This window comes from Streptomyces roseifaciens (assembly GCF_001445655.1).
GTDB lineage: Bacteria > Actinomycetota > Actinomycetes > Streptomycetales > Streptomycetaceae > Streptomyces > Streptomyces aureoversilis.
In genome coordinates this window covers 779,860-796,887 of sequence record NZ_LNBE01000003.1, presented here as the reverse complement: position 1 = coordinate 796,887, position 17,028 = coordinate 779,860, and the positions used below count along the sequence as shown (strand labels likewise).

Sequence of the window (17,028 nt, the reverse complement as noted above, 5' to 3'; positions counted from 1 at the left end):
CTCCAACCCACCCGGGGATAGTCTCGCCGCCGACACATCAGAGGTGGCTTGGGGGGGCCTGTATGCGCGCATTGATGCAGCGAACTGCGGTGAACGGCGTAGGAATTCTGGGCATCGGCGCGTACCGCCCGCACCGGGTGGTGGGCAATGCGGAAGTCGCGGCCCGCACCGGCCGGACCGCCGAGTGGATAGAGCGCCGCACCGGCATCGTCGAGCGCCGATATGCCGGCACGGGCGAATCGGTGACCGATATGGCGGTGGAAGCCGCGCGGAAGGCCGCGGCCGACGCGGGAATCGCACCCGGAAAGCTGGGGGCCGTCATCCTGGCCTCCATGTCGTATCTGCAGCAGAGCCCGGGGGGGTCCGCGGAGATCGCCGACCGGCTCGGAATCCGCGCCGCCGCTTTTGATCTCAACGCCGCCTGCGCGGGATTCTGTTACGCCCTGGCACTCGCCTCTGCCATGGTCCGCGACGGGTCGGCGCAGTACGTGGCGGTCATCGGCTCCGACCGGATGACGGACATCGTCGGACCGGAGGACCCGTCGGCCGCGATCCTCTTCGCCGACGGGGCGGGGGCGGTGGTGGTCGGACCGCAGGACGAGGAGGGCATCGGCCCGGTCGTCTGGGGCTCCGACGGCAGCCGTGCGGGGCTCATCGCGCACGACGCCGCCTGGGACGCGTTCCGGGACGACCCGGGAAGGGAGTGGCCCACCATGAAGATGGCGGGCCCCGAGGTCTTCCGGTGGGCCATCGAGGAGATGCCGCCGGTCGCCCGGGCGGCCCTCGACGCGGCCGGGATCGGCGCCGGCGAGCTCGACGCCTTCGTGCCGCACCAGGCGAATCTGCGCATGATCGAGACCGTCACCCAGCGGCTGGCCCTGCCCGAGCACGTCACCGTGGCCCGCGACGTGGTGCACAGCGGCAACACCTCCGCCGCCTCGGTCCCGCTCGCCCTGGCGCGCCTGAAGGAGATGGGGTCCGTGAGCAGCGGCGGCCTCGCGCTGCTCCTCGGCTTCGGCGCGGGCCTCACGTGGGGCGCCCAGGTGGTCCGCCTGCCCTGAGCACCGGACCGGCCGCCTCCGTGAGGGGCCGGTACGACGACACCAACACCTGCCTACGGGAACACACTTCCGGTCGCGCGGCCGAACGATGCATTCCGGCCAGCAGAACCGGCAATCGGCCTACTGTCGAGACGAAGCGCTTCCCCGTACGAAGGCAGGACACCGCCATGACCTCCAGCCCGCCGGGCGCACCGGCCCCCCGCCTGACCCGCACGCCAGCCGGCGCTCCGGCGGCACCCGGAGGCCCGCCCTTCGTGCACTTCGGCCCGGAGGTGCTCGGGGCCGCCCTGGGCGGGGTAGGGGCGGGCGCCGTCGAGGAGTTCACGGGATCGTGGGACGACCTGCCGGCCGACACCCACCTCGGCACCGACACCCCGTACCGCTTCCGCCGCTACGGGCTCTTCCGGATCCGGCCGGGCCGGCTGGAGCGGCTGCCGCACACCGCGTTCTTCCAGGACAAGTCCGTCAACAAGGTCCACGGCGGGGTGCAGCGCCTGTTCGCCCCGCTCTCCGCCGCCGTCGCGGGCGGCGAGGTGCTGCGGACCGTCGTCCACACCCTGCGCCGTCATCTGCCCGGCCCGCGCGCGGGCATGGACACCTGCGGGGTCCACCAGATACGTGTCACGGCCACGACCCGCACCGAGGGCCACCCGGCCCCGGAGGGCGTCCACCAGGACGGGCACTCCTACGTGGCCCAGGTGCTGATCCGGCGCGAGGACGTGAGCGGCGCGGAGTCCGCCCTGTACGACCTGCGCAGCCGCCCGGTCCACCGGGCCCTGCTCACCGCCCCGCTGGAGACGATCGTGCTCGACGACCGGCGGCTGCTGCACGGCGTCTCGCCCGTCCGGCCCGCGCCGGGCGCGTCCTGCGGAATGCGCGACATGCTGCTGGTGGACTTCTTCCCCGGAGGCGGTGACGACGTCCGCGGGGAGAGGGACGTCGCCTCGCCGGGGTGAGCCCCTCCGCGGACCCGCTCCCCCGCGCCCTCTTGGGTGCCCTGCGGCGGCGCACTACGATCCGGACGGGCAGTCCCTCCCGGCCGTTCGGACCCTGGAGTTGCGATGACACTGCTGACCACGTGGCCGGACTCCGGCCCGGACACCCTTCTCCTGCGCACGGGCGAGACCGCCCGGATCGCAGCGGCGCTGGCCCCGGCGGGCGTGCGCTTCGAGCGGTGGCCCGTGCGCGACGGCGTGCCGGCCGGCGCGTCCGCCGAGGCCGTGCTCGCCGCCTACGCCCCCGAGGTCGCCCGGCTCACGGCCGAGGAGGGCTTCGCCACGGTCGACGTGGCCGCGCTCCACCCCGACGGCTCCCCCGGCTGGCCGGCGAAGGCCGCGGCCGCGCGGGAGAAGTTCCTCGCCGAGCACACGCACGACGATGACGACGAGGTCCGCTTCTTCGTCGCCGGGGCCGGGGTGTTCTACCTGCACGTGGACGGCCTGGTGCACGCGGTGCACTGCGAGCGCGGCGACCTGCTGGGCGTGCCGCGGGGCACCAGGCACTGGTTCGACATGGGGACGGTGCCGTCCTTCACCGCGATCCGCTTCTTCCACGTGCCGGACGGCTGGGGCGCCTCCTTCACCGGCAGCGACATCGCCTCCCGATTCCCCTCCTTCGACGACCTGCGCGCCGGGCGGGTGGCATGAGCCTGCGGTTCGCGGCGGACTGCGTGGTCCTGGACATCGAGGGCACGACGAGCGCCACGGGCTTCGTCGTGGACGTGCTCTACCCGTACTCGCGCAGCCGGTTCGGCTCCCTGCTCACCGAGCGGGCCGCCGAGCCCGCGGTGCGGCGCGCCGCCGAGCAGGTCCGCGCGCTCCTGGGGGAGCCGGCCGCGGACGCCCCGCGCATCGTGCAGGCCCTCAACTCCTGGCTGGACGAGGACCGCAAGGCCACGCCGCTGAAGACGTTGCAGGGCATCGTGTGGTCGGAGGGGTTCGCCCGCGGCGAGCTGGTCTCGCACTTCTACGAGGACGTGGTGCCCGCGCTGCGGCGGTGGCGGGCGGGCGGGGTGCGGCTGCACGTGTACTCGTCCGGGTCGGTGGCGGCGCAGCGCGCCTGGTTCGGGCACAGCGTGCAGGGCGATCTGCTGCCGCTGGTGGACGGGTTGTACGACACGGAGAACGCCGGGCCGAAGCAGTCGCCGGGCTCGTACCGTGTCATCTCCGAGGCCATCGGGGCGCCGCCGGGCCGGACCCTGTTCCTCTCCGACCGGCCCGCGGAGCTGGACGCGGCGCGGACGGCGGGCTGGCTCACGGCGGGCGTGCGGCGCCCGGGCGAGCCGTACTACGCGCAGGGCACGGGCGGGCACCCGGAGGCGGGTTCCTTCGCCGGCATCGACGTCGCGCGGGCGGGGAGCGGGCCGTGACCGGCGCGGGCGCGGACCTTCCGGACCTGGCGGAGGCGGGTGCGAGGCTGGCCGCGGAGGCGGCCCGCTTCGCGTCGTTCGGCTGGATGCGCGGCACCTCGGGGAACCTGTCGGTGGTCACCGGCCGGGAGCCGCTGCGCCTGGCGGTCACGGCGAGCGCTCTCGACAAGGGCGAGCTGACGGCCGCCGACGTGGTGCTGGTCGACGGCGAGGGCGCGGCCGTGGCGGGCGGCAGGCCGTCGGCGGAGGCGGCGCTGCACGCGCGGGTGGTCCGGCTGACGGGTGCGGGTGCGGTCGTGCACGTCCACACGGTCGCGTCGGTGGCGATGGCCCGCCGCCGTCCGGGGGGCATCGTGCTGAAGGACCTGGAGATGCTGAAGGGGCTCGGGCTCCCGGCCGACGGACCGGAGGTCGTCCTGCCGGTCATCGGCAACAGCCAGGACATGCGCGTGCTGGGCGACCGGCTGGCGGCCGCCCGCGAGCCGCGGATGCCCGCGGTGGTCGTGGCCGGGCACGGGCTGTACGTGTGGGGTGCGGATCCGCGCGAGGCCCGGCACCGGACCGAGGTCGTCGAGTGGCTGCTGGAGCTGGAGCTCCTGGAGGGGTAGGGCCCGGCCGGCGCCTGCCGAGCCCTGCGAGCCCCTACGCCCGCGGGCGGCCCGCGAGGCGGGGCAGGTGGAGGCCGAAGTGCAGCGCCCCCATGCGCACCGCGAAGACGACGGACGCGGATACGACGGCGGCGGCCGTCGGCCCGGTGCCGAGCCGGTCCAGGACCAGGTAGCAGACGGCGCCGAGCAGCGCCGCGGTGGCGTAGACCTCCTCGCGGAGCAGCAGCGGCGGGAACTCCCCGCACAGGACGTCGCGGACGACCTCTCCGGTCACCCCGGTGACGACGGCGAGGATGACCGCGGCGAACGGGGTGACGCCCGCGTCGAGCGCGGCCCTTGCGCCGATGACGGTGACGACGGCGAGGCCGACGGCGTCGACGGTCATCAGGGAGCGGCGCGGGAGTTCGCGGTGGTGCAGGAAGAGCATGGTCGCCACGGCCGTGACCGCGATGACGGTGAGCAGGATCCAGTCGTGGGTCCAGTACAGCGGGTGCCGGTCGAGGATGAGGTCGCGCAGGGTGCCGCCGGAGATGGCGGCGGCGAAGGCGAGGACGAGCCCGCCGAAGGGGTCGAGTCGGGCGCGGTGCGCGGCGAGGACGCCGCTGGCCGCGAAGGCGGCGATCCCGGCCAGGTAGAGCAGGTGCAGCATCCCTCCAGCCAAGCATCCGCGGCTCCCCCGCCGCCTCGGCCGATCGGCCGGAGCCGCCTCGGCCGAAGGGACGAGTTCACCGGCCGGGCCGCGGTGCTCACTCCGCGGTCCGGGCGACCACGTCCTCTATCCGGCGGGAGCGGTTGACGTGCAGGACGCCGATCTCGCTGTAGCGGCCGCTCTCGTTGCTCCAGTCGAGGTTGCCGCGCATGCAGGCGCGGTTGGTGTCGAGGAAGAGCCGGGTGTTCTCGCGCTGTTCGGGGGAGAGGCCGAAGACCTCGCAGAGCCGGTCGGCCTCGGCCTCCAGCTGCAGGAACCGGGTGGTGCGGCGGCGGATCATGCGCTGGACGTGGACGATCGCCTCCGCGCGGCTGCACCCGTGCTCCAGGCCGAGCAGCAGGACGGCGTTGTTGAGCTCGCCGTTGGCCAGGTCCTTCTCCAGGGAGTGGAGGTCGTTGGTGAGGGTGACGACCTCGGCGGTGATGGTCCGGGCCTCCAGGACGCACATGCTCTGGTGGATCTCGGGGGGCGCCTCGAAGTGCCCGCAGCGCTCGGAGACGTCCACGACGACCTCGCTGCCGATGCCGAGGCGGCGCAGCTTCATGTACGGGTCCATGCCGAGGACCGTGCCGGCGCGGCGGTTGACGGCCTCGGAGACGTAGGTGAGGAAGTACTCCTCCCAGTGCCGTACGGCCCGGGCCCGCCAGGCGGCCGACATGCCCAGCTGGGCCTGGAGCCACAGCTCCGTCCAGACGCGGGCGAGCGGGAAGGAGGGGGTGATGCCGGCCGAGCCGGGTTCCTGGCGGGCGAGGGCCGCCATTTCGTGGCAGATCTCGTAGGTGGCGGCGGGGTCCTCGCCGAGCCCGCTGTCGAAGAGATCGTCGAAAAAGAAGAAGAAGCTCTGTACGGCGAGGCCGAAGGTCAGGTCGTTGACGCCGACCCCGGGCAGGAAGCCGGCGGCCAGCCGCTCGATGCGCCAGGTGCGGTACCGCTCGAGGTTGTGCGGGCTGCTGAGCAGACCGGTGGAGACCAGCCAGTGCTCGTTGCGCGCCCGCGCCACCTCCACGTAGGGATTCAGCCGCTTGGGGAAAGGAATGTCCAGGGCGATGTCCTGTGGCATCGAGGCCAGCCTCCTTCAGGGCCGTGCTGAGCCGATCTCGATCCTTTCGCGGTTCGGGCCCGGCCTGCACGGAGCATCCGCTCCGCCCCTCTGCGTTCCCGGGCGGGCCTGGCAGAGTGCTGCCCTCTTGGCACGGCCATTAAAACGACAACCATACGTTCCATGGGGTGCATTGGGGCCGTCGGGCGCGCGGACCGCCCACTGCATAGGACACCGGCCTTAGTCCACGCTCCACGCGCCCCGCTGCGCAGGTCAGGGCATTGCGGGGCGCAGTCGCCACGGACGCGCCCCGCCCCCTCACGGACGGCCGGAAAGCATCGCCGCCCACCGTACCCCCGGCATCACTTCAGGGCGCTGCGCTTCTGCCACTGGTCCCAGCTCTCCTGCCAGACCGACAGGCCGTTGCCCGGGTCGGTGACCTTGGTGCTGGTGGTGTTCTTGACCTCGACGGTGGAGCCGATGGGGAGGAAGTCGTAGACCTTCTTCGCGTCGGAGGTCGTCATGCCGAAGCAGCCGTGGCTGTTGTTCTCCACGCCGATGGACTGGTTCCAGGGCGCCGAGTGCAGGAAGGTGCCGGAGGCGGTCAGGTGGGTGACCCACTTGGAGTCGAGCATCCACTCGTTGCCGTGACCGATGGTGGAGGAGTCCATGGTCTCGTCGGCGTTCTTGCTGCGGACGGTGTGGACGCCGCCGCGGGTGGGGTCCACCGGGGAGCCGGCGGAGCCCTTGATGGTGCCGACGGCCTTGCCGTTCTCGAGCATCGTGAGGGTGTGCGAGGGAACGTCGATGACGGCCTTGTGGTCGGCGCCTATGGAGAAGTCCCAGGCGTAGTTCTTCGCGAACCAGCCGCCCTCGCCCGAGTCGACGCCCGACAGCAGGCCCTTGACGTTGACCTTGGTCCCGGAGGGCCAGTAGGTCTTGGGCCGCCAGTCGATGCGGTCCTGGCCGGACCAGTCCTTGACCCAGCCCCAGGCGCCCTCGACCTTGGGCGTCGAGGTGACGGTCAGGGACTTCTCGATCTCGGCGCGCTTGCTCTTGTCCACCGGGTGGTCGAAGAGGATCGAGACGGGCATGCCGGTGCCTACGGTCTGGCCGTTGCCCGGGGTGTTGGTGAGCTTGTTGACGCTGGGCGCGGCCTGCGTGGTGAAGGTGGCCGACGAGGAGGCCTCCTTGCCCTTGCCGTCCTTCCCGCCCTTCGCCTTGGAGCGCACGGTGTAGGTGTTCTTCGGGCCGACCTTGCCGTCGGCGGTCCAGGTGGCGCCGTCGTCGGCCATCCGCCCGGTGACCTTCTCGCCCTTGGCGTCCTTGACCTCGACCTCGGTGAGCTTCCCGCCCTCGGCCTTGACCGATATCTGCGAGCCGAGCTTGACGTCCTTGCCCTCGCCGGGGCTGACGGTGATCCTGGGCTCGGGGCCCGCGTCATTACCGCCTCCGCCCGAACCGCCCGAGCAGGCGGTGAGCACCAGAGAGCCCGCGAGAGCGGCGGATGCCAACAGGGCGGAGCGACGACCCGGTCCGACGTGCACGGTGAGACGACCTTTCTGGCTTTCTGGATGTGGCCTTCGCTTCTACAGATGATCCATACGCTTGTACGGTTGCAGGAAGAAAAGAAACATTTGTGCATCGGAAGGTCTGATCGACTGGTTCGCCCCCAAGGGCGACGCCGCCCCACTCCGCCGCTCCCCCGGCCCCGCCTCCCCCGAAGCCGGCATGCCGGAATTGGTCAACCGACGCTCTTGTCCAGGGAGTTGACGGCCAGTGGACCGGGACGGACGGCGGGACGGGTTGTCACGTCCCGGGCCGGGGCCGTCGGGCGAGGATGCCGGCCGCCCGGAGGCGGTTCGGACGGCTCGGGCGGTCAGACCGACGGGTCGTCGCCGACGCTGATCGCCTTGTTCTCGCCGTCGACGAAGACCACGCGCGGCTTGAGCTCACGCGCCTCGGCGTCCTCGACCGAGGCGTAGGCGATGATGATCACGATGTCGCCGGGGGCGACGAGCCGGGCGGCGGCGCCGTTGATGCACACCACGCCCGAGCCCCGCTCGCCCTCGATCACGTAGGTCTCGAGCCGCGAGCCGTTGTTCACGTCGACGATGTGCACCTGCTCGCCGGGCAGCAGGTCGGCCTGCTCCATCAGCACGGGGTCGAGCGTCAGGGAACCTATGTAGTTCAGGTCGGCCCCGGTGACCGTCGCACGGTGGATCTTGGACTTGAGCATGACACGCATCATGGAGAACTCCCGGAATATCTGCTCCCTGCCTGCTTCGTGCAGGTCAAGGGCGGTCATCGCACCCTACAACGATCCACGTGGGCACGGACGGCCCGGCGCCCGGGCGGACGCGGGCCCCCGCCCGCCGGGGTCGCACGCCGGGCGCAGGAGCCCGACGGCCGGAAGGCGGTGCTCCACTGCCCCGGCTTGAAGCGCCCCGCTCCCTATCGAACGAGTGAAACCGGCGGGTAGTTCACTATCGGCGGCGAGGCCGGAAAGGCCTCTTGTTCCGGCTCTGCCCGGCCCCTCTCCCCGTGCAGGAGTGATCCATGGAGCACACCGCCTCCCGGCCCGTCGCACCCCCCGATCCCTCCGTCCCCCTGGCCGTCGTGGGCGCCGCCTGCCGCCTGCCCGGCGGCATCACGGACCTCGGCGGGCTGTGGACCGCCCTCGCCGAGGAGAGAGACCTGATCAGCCCGGCCCCGCCGGCGGACCGGATCGACGCGGCCCGCTTCTCCGACCCGGACCTGGAACGGCCGGGCAAGGCGTACACGATGGCGGGCGGCTACCTCGGGGACGTCTCCGGCTTCGACCCGGAGTACTTCGGGATCTCGCCGCGCGAGGCCCGGCACATGGACCCCCAGCAGCGGATGCTGCTGGAGATGACGGCCGAGGCGTTCGACGACGCGGGCATCGACCCGGCCTGCCTGGCCGGCTCCGACACGGCGGTGTTCGTCGGCATCAGCGACATGTCGTACGGCGGCCTGCAGATGGCCCGGGTCGAGGAGATCACCGCCTACGCGATGAGCGGCTCGGCGCTGTCGATCGCCGCGAACCGGCTGAGTTACGTCTTCGACCTGCGGGGCCCCAGCATCGCGGTGGACACCGCCTGTTCCTCCTCGCTCATCGCCGTGCACCAGGCGTGCGAGACGCTGCGCTCGGGCCGCAGCCGCACGGCCCTCGCGGGCGGCGCGAACCTGCTCCTCAGCCCGTACCACTTCGTCGGCTTCTCCCGCACGCTGATGCTCTCGCCGCGCGGGCGCTGCGCGACGTTCTCCGCGGGGGCCGACGGCTACGTGCGGGCCGAGGGCGGCGGGATGGTGGTCCTCAAGCGGCTGCCCGACGCGCTCGCGGACGGCGACCGGGTGCACGCGGTGATCGTGGGCAGCGGGGCCAACTGCGACGGCAGCACCTCGGGGATGACGGTGCCGAGCACGGAGATGCAGCGGCGGCTGCTGCAGGAGGTGTACGAGCGGGCCGGGACCGGCCCCGACCAGGTGCTGTACTTCGAGGCGCACGGCACGGGCACCCCGGTGGGCGACCCCCTGGAGTGCCGGGCGGTCGGCGCCGCGCTGGGCGTCCCGCGGACGAACGGGCCGCTGCCGATCGGATCGGTGAAGACCAACATGGGGCACGCGGAGCCCGCTTCGGGGATGGCCGGCCTGTTCAAGGGGATGCTGGTGCTCCGGCACGGCCGGATCCCGGCCTCGCTGCACGGCGACCCCGTCAACCCTGAGATCGACTTCGCGGGGCTGAACCTCTGCCCGGTCGGCGGCATGCGGCCGGTGGCGGCCTGCGACGGCGGCGTGGTGGGCGTGAACAGCTTCGGCTTCGGCGGTGCGAACGCGCACGTGGTGCTGGGCTCCGCGCCGCAGCGGCAGCGCCCGGCGGCTCCCGCGCGGCAGGGGCCGCTGCCGCTGGTGGTCTCGGGGCGCACCCGCCGGGCCCTGGCCGAGGCCGCCCGGGCGGTCGCCGCCCACGTGCGGGACGTGCCGGAGGAGGACTTCTACGACCTGTGCTGGACCGCCTCCCGGCGGCGGACCCGGCACCCGCACCGCGCGGCCGTCATGGCCGACGGCCCGGAGGACGCGGCCGGGCAGCTGGAGGCCCTGGCCGGGGACGAGACGGCTCAGGCCGCCGCCTCCGTGCACACCGAACGGCCGCCCTCGGGGGGCGTGGTCTTCGTCTTCTGCGGCAACGGTACGCAGTGGCCGGGCATGGGCGCCGAGCTGATGGCGCATGAGCCCGTGTTCCGTACGGCGGTCGAGGAGGCGGACCGGCACCTGGAGCCTCTGCTGGGCTGGTCGGTGGCACAGCTGCTGAGGGAGAGTCCGCCGGAGGGGACGGTGGAGCGGATGGCGGACACCGCCTTCGCGCAGCCCGCGCTGTTCGCCTTTCAGCTCGGGCTGGTGGCCCTGCTGGCCGAGTACGGGACCGTCCCGGCGGCCGTGCTGGGGCACAGCGTCGGCGAGGTGGCGGCGGCGTACGTCAGCGGGGCGCTCGACCTGCCGGGCGCGGCGCGGGTGATCGCCGAACGCAGCCGGGCGCAGGCCGCGACGGCCGGGACGGGCCGCATGGCCGCGATCGGGCTGGGCGAGGAGGAGGCCCGGGAGGCGATCGCCGCGTACGAGGGGCTGCTGGAGATCGCGGCGGTCAACAGCGCCCGGGACGTGACCGTCTCCGGGCAGGCCGCGGCGCTGCGGTCGCTGGGCCGGGAACTGGCCGCACGGGAGGTGCCGTTCCGCGAGCTCGGAGTCGACCACGGCTTCCACAGCGCGGCGATGGACCCGATCGAGGAGCCGCTCCGCGCGGGGCTGGCAGGTCTCGTCGCGCACCGGCCGCGGCTGCCGATGTACTCCACGGTGACGGGCGGGCCCGTCACGGACGGGCAGCTGGACGCCGCGTACTGGTGGCACAACGCCCGCCGGCCGGTGCGGTTCGCGGAGGCGGTGGCGCAGGCGGCGGACGCCGGGATCGCGGCCGTGGCGGAGATCTCCCCGCAGCCGGGGCTGGCCGGCGCGCTGAACCGTATCGCCTCCGAGGCCCCGGGCGGCCCGTTCCCCGTCGTCTCCCCCGTGACCCGCGAGAGGTGCGACGGGGCGGCCGTGCGCCGGGCCGCCGCACGGCTGCTGGCCGCCGGTGACGCCGGCGCGGCGGAGCGCTGGTTCCCCGGGCCCGGCTCGGTCGCGGACCTGCCGCCCTACCCGTGGCAGCGCGAGCCGTACTGGCACGGCACGCCGGAGCACTGGGTGCGCACCAGCGGCGACGGGGTCCTGGTGCACCCGCTGCTCGGCGAGCGCGCACCGGTGCTGGAGCCCACGTGGCACACGCCCGTCGAGCGCACCCGCACCCCCTGGCTGGCCGACCACCGCGTCGCCGGATCCGTGGTGATGCCCGCCACCGGGTTCGTGGAGCTGGCGCTGGCCGCAGGGCGGGAGGCCTTCGGCGGCCGGGCCGAGGTCGACGACCTGGAGATCACCCGCGCCCTGCCCCTGGCCTGGGACGCGGCGATGGACGTCCGCCTGACGACGTCCCTGAGCGACGAGGACGGCATCGTCCGCGTCGCCAGCCGCACCGGCGACACGGGCGGCTGGCGGCAGCACGCCCGCGGCCGGGTCCGGCGCGCGGCCGCCGCCCGGCCGGAGCCGGTGGACGTCGCCCGGGTGCGGGAGCGGCTCACCGGCCGCACCGGCGGCGAGGAGCACTACGCTGCCCTGGCCGCGGCCGGCCTGGCGTACGGCCCGGCGTTCCGGGTGCTGCGCGAACTGCACACCGGCGACGGCGAGGTCCTCGCGGCCTACCACTGCGATCCGCCGGACGACGGCTACGGCGGGTACGTGGTCCATCCCGCGCTGCTCGACGGCGCCCTGCAGGCGGGGGCGCCGCTGCTGGCCGGCGCGGAAACGGGCTACCTGCCGTCGGGGGTGGACGGCGTCCGCATGTGGGCGCGGCCGCCCGCGGAAGGGCTGGTGCACGTACGGCAGCGCTCGCACACCGCGCGCGAGGCCGTGTGGGACGTCACGGTCACCGGCGAGGACGGGGCGGTGGCGCTGGAGCTGACGGGCTGCCGCCTGCAACGGCTGGTCCTGCCGGCCGGGGACCGGGGCGAGGAGTTCACCACGGTGCTGCGTGCCGCGCCGCTGCCCGGCCAGCCGGTGCCGGCGTGGGTGCCGCCGTCGCCGGGCGAGGTGGCCGCGGCGGCGGAGGAGGGGCTGGAGCGGCTGCGGAGCGGGCCGTGGGCCGAGCGGTACGGAGAGGCGCACACCTTTCTGCAGCGGCTCACGGGGGCCAGTGCGGCCAACGCCTTCGCACAACTTCTGCCGGGTCAGGACGCCTTCACGTTCGGCGACCTCCGTGCGGCGGGAGTGCTGCCGCGGCACGAGGAGCTGGTGCGGCTGCTGGCACGCATGGCGGAGAAGGAGGGGCTGCTGGCGCCCGCCGGGGAGGGCTGGCACTTGCTGGGAACCGGGACGGTGCCGGGCCGGCGGGAGGTGTCCGGGCTCGCCGACTACCTCCCCTCGCACGCCCTCAACCTGCGCTTCGCCCTGCAGTTGCCGGAGCTGCTGTGCGGGCGGCGGGACCCGCTGGAGCTGCTGTTCCAGGACAGCGGTCCGGAGCTGGTCCAGCAGTACTACGACATCAACCCTCCGGTGATGGCCCACAACCGCATGGTCGCAGAGCTGCTGGGCGCACTGATCCGTTCCTGGCCCGCCGACCGGCCGCTGCGCATCCTGGAGGTGGGCGCCGGTACGGGCGGGCTGACCGCGCACCTCCTGCCGCTGCTGGACGACCGCGCCCGGTACGTCTTCACCGACGTCTCCGCTGCGTTCTTCGCCCCTGCCCAGGCACGCCTCGGCCGCTACGACTCCCTCCTCGCCTACCGCGCCTTCGACCTGAACACCGAACCGGCGGAGCAGGGCCTCGCCGAGGGCTCCTTCGACGTCGTCGTCGCCGGGCTCGCGCTGCACACGGCGCTGGACCTGAAGGAGTGCCTGCAACGGGTGGCCCGGCTGCTCGCCCCCGGGGGTCACCTGCTCGCTCTCGAGGTCCACGAACCGCGGATCCTGGCCCTGATGTTCGGCACGCTGGAGGACTTCTGGGCGGCCCGCGACACCGCGCTCCGCCCGGAAACCATCCTGCTGCCCCGCGAGCAGTGGCCGGACGTGCTGTCCGGAAGCGGCTTCGCGGACGTGGTGCAGGTGAGTGCCGCGAGCGCACCCGCGAGCGAGCACTTCTCCGTGCTCCTCGCCCGTACCCCGGCGGCGGTCGGCGCCCCACCGCCCGTCCCCACCGGGCCGCCCGCCCGGGACTCCTGGCTCCTCGTCACCGAGGACGCCGCCGAGAACGCCCTGGCCACGCAGACGGCGGCGGAGCTGACCGCAGCGGGCTGTACGGCGGCACGCGCGGTGCCGCTGCCGGAGAGCACGGAGGGATGGCAGGACCTCCTAGGGCAGGCACCGTCGGCAGCGCTCGCCCTGCTCCTGAGCTCCGCCCCGGACCGGGTCGCCGCGGGCGACCCCGTCGCCTGTACGGAGCTGGCCGTGCGCCGGGCCGCCGCGCTGCGCTCCCTGGCCCAGGCCGACCAGGCGCTGCAGCACGCGTCCGAGCAGCACTTCGTCCTGGTCACCCACCCCAGCGGGGTGCTGCCCGCGCCGGAACGGCCGGCCTTCCCCGGTCAGGCCGCCGCGTGGGGCGTGACCCGTACGCTGGCCAACGAAACGTCCGTCACCGTGCGGCGCGTCTCCCTGGACCGCGGGCCCGGCCCGGCCGAGGACGCGGCGCGGCTGGCCCGCGAGCTCCTCGCCGCGGCGCCCGAGGGCGAGCAGGACGAGGACGAGGTCGCCCTGACCCGGGGCGGCCGGTTCGTCCACCGCTTCGAGCGGGCCGCTCCGCTCGCGGAACCGGCCGGACCGGACAGCGGGGTCCGCTACCGGCTGCACCTCCGCGACCAGGGTCTGGCCTACGGGCTGCGGTGGACCGAGACGGCCGTCGGCGACCCGGGGCCGGCGGAGGTGGTGGTCGCGGTGCGCGCCGCGGCGCTCAACTACCGCGATGTGATGGTCGCGACGGGGCTGCTGCCACCGGTGGCCGAGGACGGCATCTCCTCGGAGGCCTACCTGGGCCTGGAAGGGGCCGGGGTGGTCACCGCCGTGGGAGAGGACGTCGCGGAGCTGTCCGTGGGCGACCGGGTCTTCGGCCTGTTCCCCGGGGCCTTCGCCTCCCACGTGCGGATCCCGGCCGCCGCACTGCGCCCCGTCCCCGACGGCATGACGTTCGGCGAGGCGGCCACCCTGCCGGCGGTCTTCTTCACCGTCCAGCACAGCCTCGAGCACCTCGCCCGCCTCCGGCCGGGCGAGGTGCTCCTCGTCCACGGCGCCGCCGGAGGCGTCGGCATGGCGGCGGGCCAGTACGCCGAACTCGTGGGCGCCCGGCTCATCGCGACGGCGGGCAGCCCGGTCAAGCGGGACCTGGCGCGCGCCCTCGGAGCCGAGCTGGTGCTGGACTCGCGCACGCACGCCTTCGCCGACCGGGTCCGTGAGCACACGGGCGGGCGCGGCGTCGACGTCGTGCTCAATTCCCTCAGCGGCGAGGCTGCGGCCCGCACCCGCGAACTGCTGGCCCCCTGCGGCCGGTTCGTCGAGCTCGGCAAGCGGGACGTCCTCGGCAACGAGCGCATGCTGCAGAAGGCGCTGGCGGAGAACGTCGTGCACTGTGTCGTGGATGCCGCCAACCTGGTCTGGCAGGCCCCCGCCCACGTCGCGGCGGTCTTCGACGAGGTCCTCGCGCACATCCGCGCCGGCGACTACGTGCCGCTGCCCCACCTGGCCTATCCCGCCCACCGCATCGAGGAGGCGTTCCGGCTCCTGCAGCACTCCAAGCACCTGGGCAAGGTCGTGATCACGTTCGACGAGCCGGTACCCGTCCACCGCGCCCCACGCCCCCTGCGTCCCGCTGCCGACGGGACCTGCCTCGTCACCGGGGGCCTGGGCGGCTTCGGCGCGGAGACCGCACGGTGGCTCGCCGCGCGCGGCGCCCGCCGGCTGGACCTCGTCAGCCGGCGGGGCGAGGAGGCGCCCGAGGCCGCAGAGCTGCTGGCCGGACTGCGCGCACAGGGCGTCGACGCGCAGGCGCACGCCGTCGACATCAGTGACGCGCCGGCCGTGCGCCGGCTGCTGGCGGGCCTCGAAGCGGACGGCCGTCCCGTCCGGTGCGTCGTGCACGCCGCCATGCACCTCGACGACGACGCCTTGACGGAGCTCACCGACGAACGGCTCCGCGCCGTCGTCGCCCCGAAGTGGACAGGAGCGCTCCTGCTTGACGAGCTGTGCCCGCAGGCGGAGTTCGTCGTCTACTCCTCGGCCGGCGCGGCCGCCGGGACCCCGCGCCAGGCAGCCTACGTGGCGGCCAACCTCGCGATGGAGGCGCTCGTGCGGGCGCGCCGGGCGGCGGGCCGTCCCGGCCTGGCCGTGGCCTGGGGCGCCATCGGCCGCGTCGGCTACGTCGCCCGCAACGACCTGACGGCCATCCTGAGCGCCGCCGGCGTCCTGCCCGTCGAACCGGGCGACGCCCTGACCGCCCTGGAGGATCTGCTCGGAAGGCAGGCGGAACGGGCCGTGTTCGCCCGCTTCGACTGGGGCCGGGCCTCCGTGCTCTTCCCGGCCGTGAACGGCCCCCGCTTCGCCGCCATCCTGCCCACCACCGTCGAAGGCACCACCTGGCGCCTGGAGGAGCTCCTCGAACAGCTCGCCGGCGCCTCCGCCGCCGAGGGCCAGGTCCTCGTCGAGGACCTCATCGCCTCCATGGTCGCCGACACGCTGCACATGCCGCCGGAGGAGGTCGACCGGCACCGGCCGCTGCAGCAGTACGGCATGGACTCGCTCATGGGCATGGAGATGCTCGCCAAGTTCCGCAAGCACCTCAACCAGGAGGTGCCGGTCATGGAACTGCTGCACTCCGACGGCTCCGTCCACGGCATCACCGAGACCGTCCTGCCCCACCTCCTCAAGCAGGCCCGGGCGGGCACGACGGCGGGCGCGGTCCCGGCGCTGCCGGGCAAGCTCCCCGCCCTGCCCGGCACGCTCCCCGCCCTGCCCGGCAGCCGGAAGGCGGGTGACGCGTGACCGTCGTGATCACCGGCGCCACGGGCTTCCTCGGCTCCCGGCTGCTGCGGGCGCTGCTGGCCGGCGGCAGGCCCGTGGCGGCCCTCGGCCGCGACGCCGCCGGCCTGCCCCTGGCCGCCCGGCTGGAGAACGCGCTGCGCGACTGCGGCGCCGACGACTCCGAACTGGCCCGGGCAGGCGGGCTGCTGACCGCCGTGCCCGTGGACCTGACCCGGCCCGGCCTGGGGCTGGAGCCCGCGGAGCACGACCGGCTCGCCGGGGAGGCCGAGGCCGTCTGGCACTGCGCCGCGGCCCTGTCCCTGATCGGCACCGTGGACACGCTCACGCCCGTCAACGTCACGGGCACCCGCCACCTCACCGAACTCGCCGACCGCGCCCCGGCCTGCTCCCCGTTCCTGTACGTCAGCACCGCCTACGTCGCCGGTGACGACACGCCGGCCGGCACGGACTCCCCTCTGGGCGAGGCCGTCACGGGCTACGAACGGACCAAGCGGCAGGCCGAGGGCGTCGTGCAGGAGTGGGCCGGCCGGCGGGGGCGCACGGCCCTCGTCCTGCGCCCGAGCCTCCTGGCCACCGACCGGCCCGTCCCCGAAGGCGCCGCCCAGCAGCCCCTGTCCATCCTCGGCGCGGGCCTGCGCGACCTCGTCGGGCAGGCCCCGCCGCTGCTGCGGGGCCTCCTGCTGCGCAGACGCGCCGGCGTGCCGCGCGTGCGCCTGCGACTGGTGGGCGACTCCGCCTCCCGCCTGAACATCGTCCCCGTCGAGTACGCCGTCGACGCCATGCTCCGTCTCGCGCGCCTGCCGCACCCGCCCGGCGTCACGGCCTACCCGGTGGTCCACCCCGTGGACACGCCCGCGCCGGTCCTGGTCGCGGCCGTCGGCGAGCTGCTGCCCGGCGTCGAGCTGGTCCTCCGGCCCTCGGTCGACCGCCCCAACCTCGTGGAGCAGCAGGTCAACCCGATGCTGGAGAACTTCTTCGGGCACAACTGGCGCAGCCGGGCCGACGACGGGACCCCGCTGTACGACGCCCTGCCCGGCCTGCCGCCGCCCGCCCCGGTCGACGGTGCCTACGTCCGGGCCGCCCTGAACGTCCGCATCCCCCTGCACAGCTGA

11 protein-coding genes are annotated in these 17,028 nt (G+C 74.2%); 7 read left to right on the top strand and 4 right to left on the bottom strand.

Translation table 11 applies throughout. From position 1 onward, the window contains the following. The first annotated feature begins 74 nt into the window (after positions 1 to 74). From AS857_RS09350 to mtnB, 5 genes are all read left to right on the top strand, one after another. Complete coding sequence (locus tag AS857_RS09350; protein ID WP_245699715.1) at positions 75 to 1,061, top strand: beta-ketoacyl-ACP synthase 3; 987 nt, start codon at positions 75 to 77, stop codon at positions 1,059 to 1,061. A 167-nt stretch (positions 1,062 to 1,228) separates the two neighbouring features. After that, positions 1,229 to 2,017: a 2OG-Fe dioxygenase family protein gene (locus AS857_RS09345; RefSeq protein WP_058042659.1), complete on the top strand. Its 789-nt coding sequence runs from the start codon at positions 1,229 to 1,231 to the stop codon at positions 2,015 to 2,017. A 105-nt stretch (positions 2,018 to 2,122) separates the two neighbouring features. Then, complete coding sequence (locus AS857_RS09340; RefSeq protein ID WP_058042658.1) at positions 2,123 to 2,707, top strand: 1,2-dihydroxy-3-keto-5-methylthiopentene dioxygenase; 585 nt, start codon at positions 2,123 to 2,125, stop codon at positions 2,705 to 2,707. Continuing rightward, positions 2,704 to 3,429: an acireductone synthase gene (gene mtnC / locus AS857_RS09335; protein ID WP_058042657.1), complete on the top strand. Its 726-nt coding sequence runs from the start codon at positions 2,704 to 2,706 to the stop codon at positions 3,427 to 3,429. Before AS857_RS09340 ends, mtnC begins: the two co-directional genes overlap by 4 nt. Continuing rightward, positions 3,426 to 4,037: a methylthioribulose 1-phosphate dehydratase gene (gene mtnB, locus AS857_RS09330; protein ID WP_058042656.1), complete on the top strand. Its 612-nt coding sequence runs from the start codon at positions 3,426 to 3,428 to the stop codon at positions 4,035 to 4,037. The genes mtnC and mtnB overlap by 4 nt, the downstream gene beginning before the upstream one ends. Before the next feature lie 34 nt (positions 4,038 to 4,071). On the opposite strand, the gene AS857_RS09325 is transcribed toward mtnB, so the two are convergent. From AS857_RS09325 to panD, 4 genes are all read right to left on the bottom strand, one after another. Beyond that, complete coding sequence (locus AS857_RS09325) at positions 4,072 to 4,698, bottom strand: trimeric intracellular cation channel family protein (protein ID WP_338058249.1); 627 nt, start codon at positions 4,696 to 4,698, stop codon at positions 4,072 to 4,074. 85 nt (positions 4,699 to 4,783) lie between these two features. Continuing rightward, complete coding sequence (locus AS857_RS09320) at positions 4,784 to 5,806, bottom strand: terpene synthase family protein (RefSeq protein ID WP_058042654.1); 1,023 nt, start codon at positions 5,804 to 5,806, stop codon at positions 4,784 to 4,786. Between the two features lie 341 nt (positions 5,807 to 6,147). Continuing rightward, positions 6,148 to 7,332 (bottom strand): L,D-transpeptidase family protein, encoded by a 1,185-nt coding sequence (locus tag AS857_RS09315; protein ID WP_058042653.1) that lies wholly within the window; start codon positions 7,330 to 7,332, stop codon positions 6,148 to 6,150. A gap of 332 nt (positions 7,333 to 7,664) precedes the next feature. After that, on the bottom strand, positions 7,665 to 8,036 hold the full coding sequence (gene panD, locus AS857_RS09310) for an aspartate 1-decarboxylase (protein WP_058044023.1): 372 nt from the start codon (positions 8,034 to 8,036) through the stop codon (positions 7,665 to 7,667). A gap of 308 nt (positions 8,037 to 8,344) precedes the next feature. Between panD and AS857_RS09305 the strand changes: the two genes are divergently transcribed. Beyond that, positions 8,345 to 15,916: a type I polyketide synthase gene (locus AS857_RS09305; RefSeq protein ID WP_058042652.1), complete on the top strand. Its 7,572-nt coding sequence runs from the start codon at positions 8,345 to 8,347 to the stop codon at positions 15,914 to 15,916. Further along, positions 15,913 to 17,028 carry an SDR family oxidoreductase gene (locus AS857_RS09300; RefSeq protein ID WP_058042651.1) on the top strand — a complete coding sequence of 372 codons (1,116 nt, stop codon included), beginning with the start codon at positions 15,913 to 15,915 and terminating at the stop codon, positions 17,026 to 17,028. The genes AS857_RS09305 and AS857_RS09300 overlap by 4 nt, the downstream gene beginning before the upstream one ends.

Bases quoted from the DNA above. Each gene is read 5' to 3' on its own strand.
- AS857_RS09350 (WP_245699715.1), top strand. From the start codon at position 75: ATGCAGCGAACTGCGGTGAACGGCGTAGGAATTCTGGGCATCGGCGCG.
- AS857_RS09345 (WP_058042659.1), top strand. From the start codon at position 1,229: ATGACCTCCAGCCCGCCGGGCGCACCGGCCCCCCGCCTGACCCGCACG.
- AS857_RS09340 (WP_058042658.1), top strand. From the start codon at position 2,123: ATGACACTGCTGACCACGTGGCCGGACTCCGGCCCGGACACCCTTCTC.
- mtnC (WP_058042657.1), top strand. From the start codon at position 2,704: ATGAGCCTGCGGTTCGCGGCGGACTGCGTGGTCCTGGACATCGAGGGC.
- AS857_RS09320 (WP_058042654.1), bottom strand. From the start codon at position 5,806: ATGCCACAGGACATCGCCCTGGACATTCCTTTCCCCAAGCGGCTGAAT.
- panD (WP_058044023.1), bottom strand. From the start codon at position 8,036: ATGATGCGTGTCATGCTCAAGTCCAAGATCCACCGTGCGACGGTCACC.
- AS857_RS09305 (WP_058042652.1), top strand. From the start codon at position 8,345: ATGGAGCACACCGCCTCCCGGCCCGTCGCACCCCCCGATCCCTCCGTC.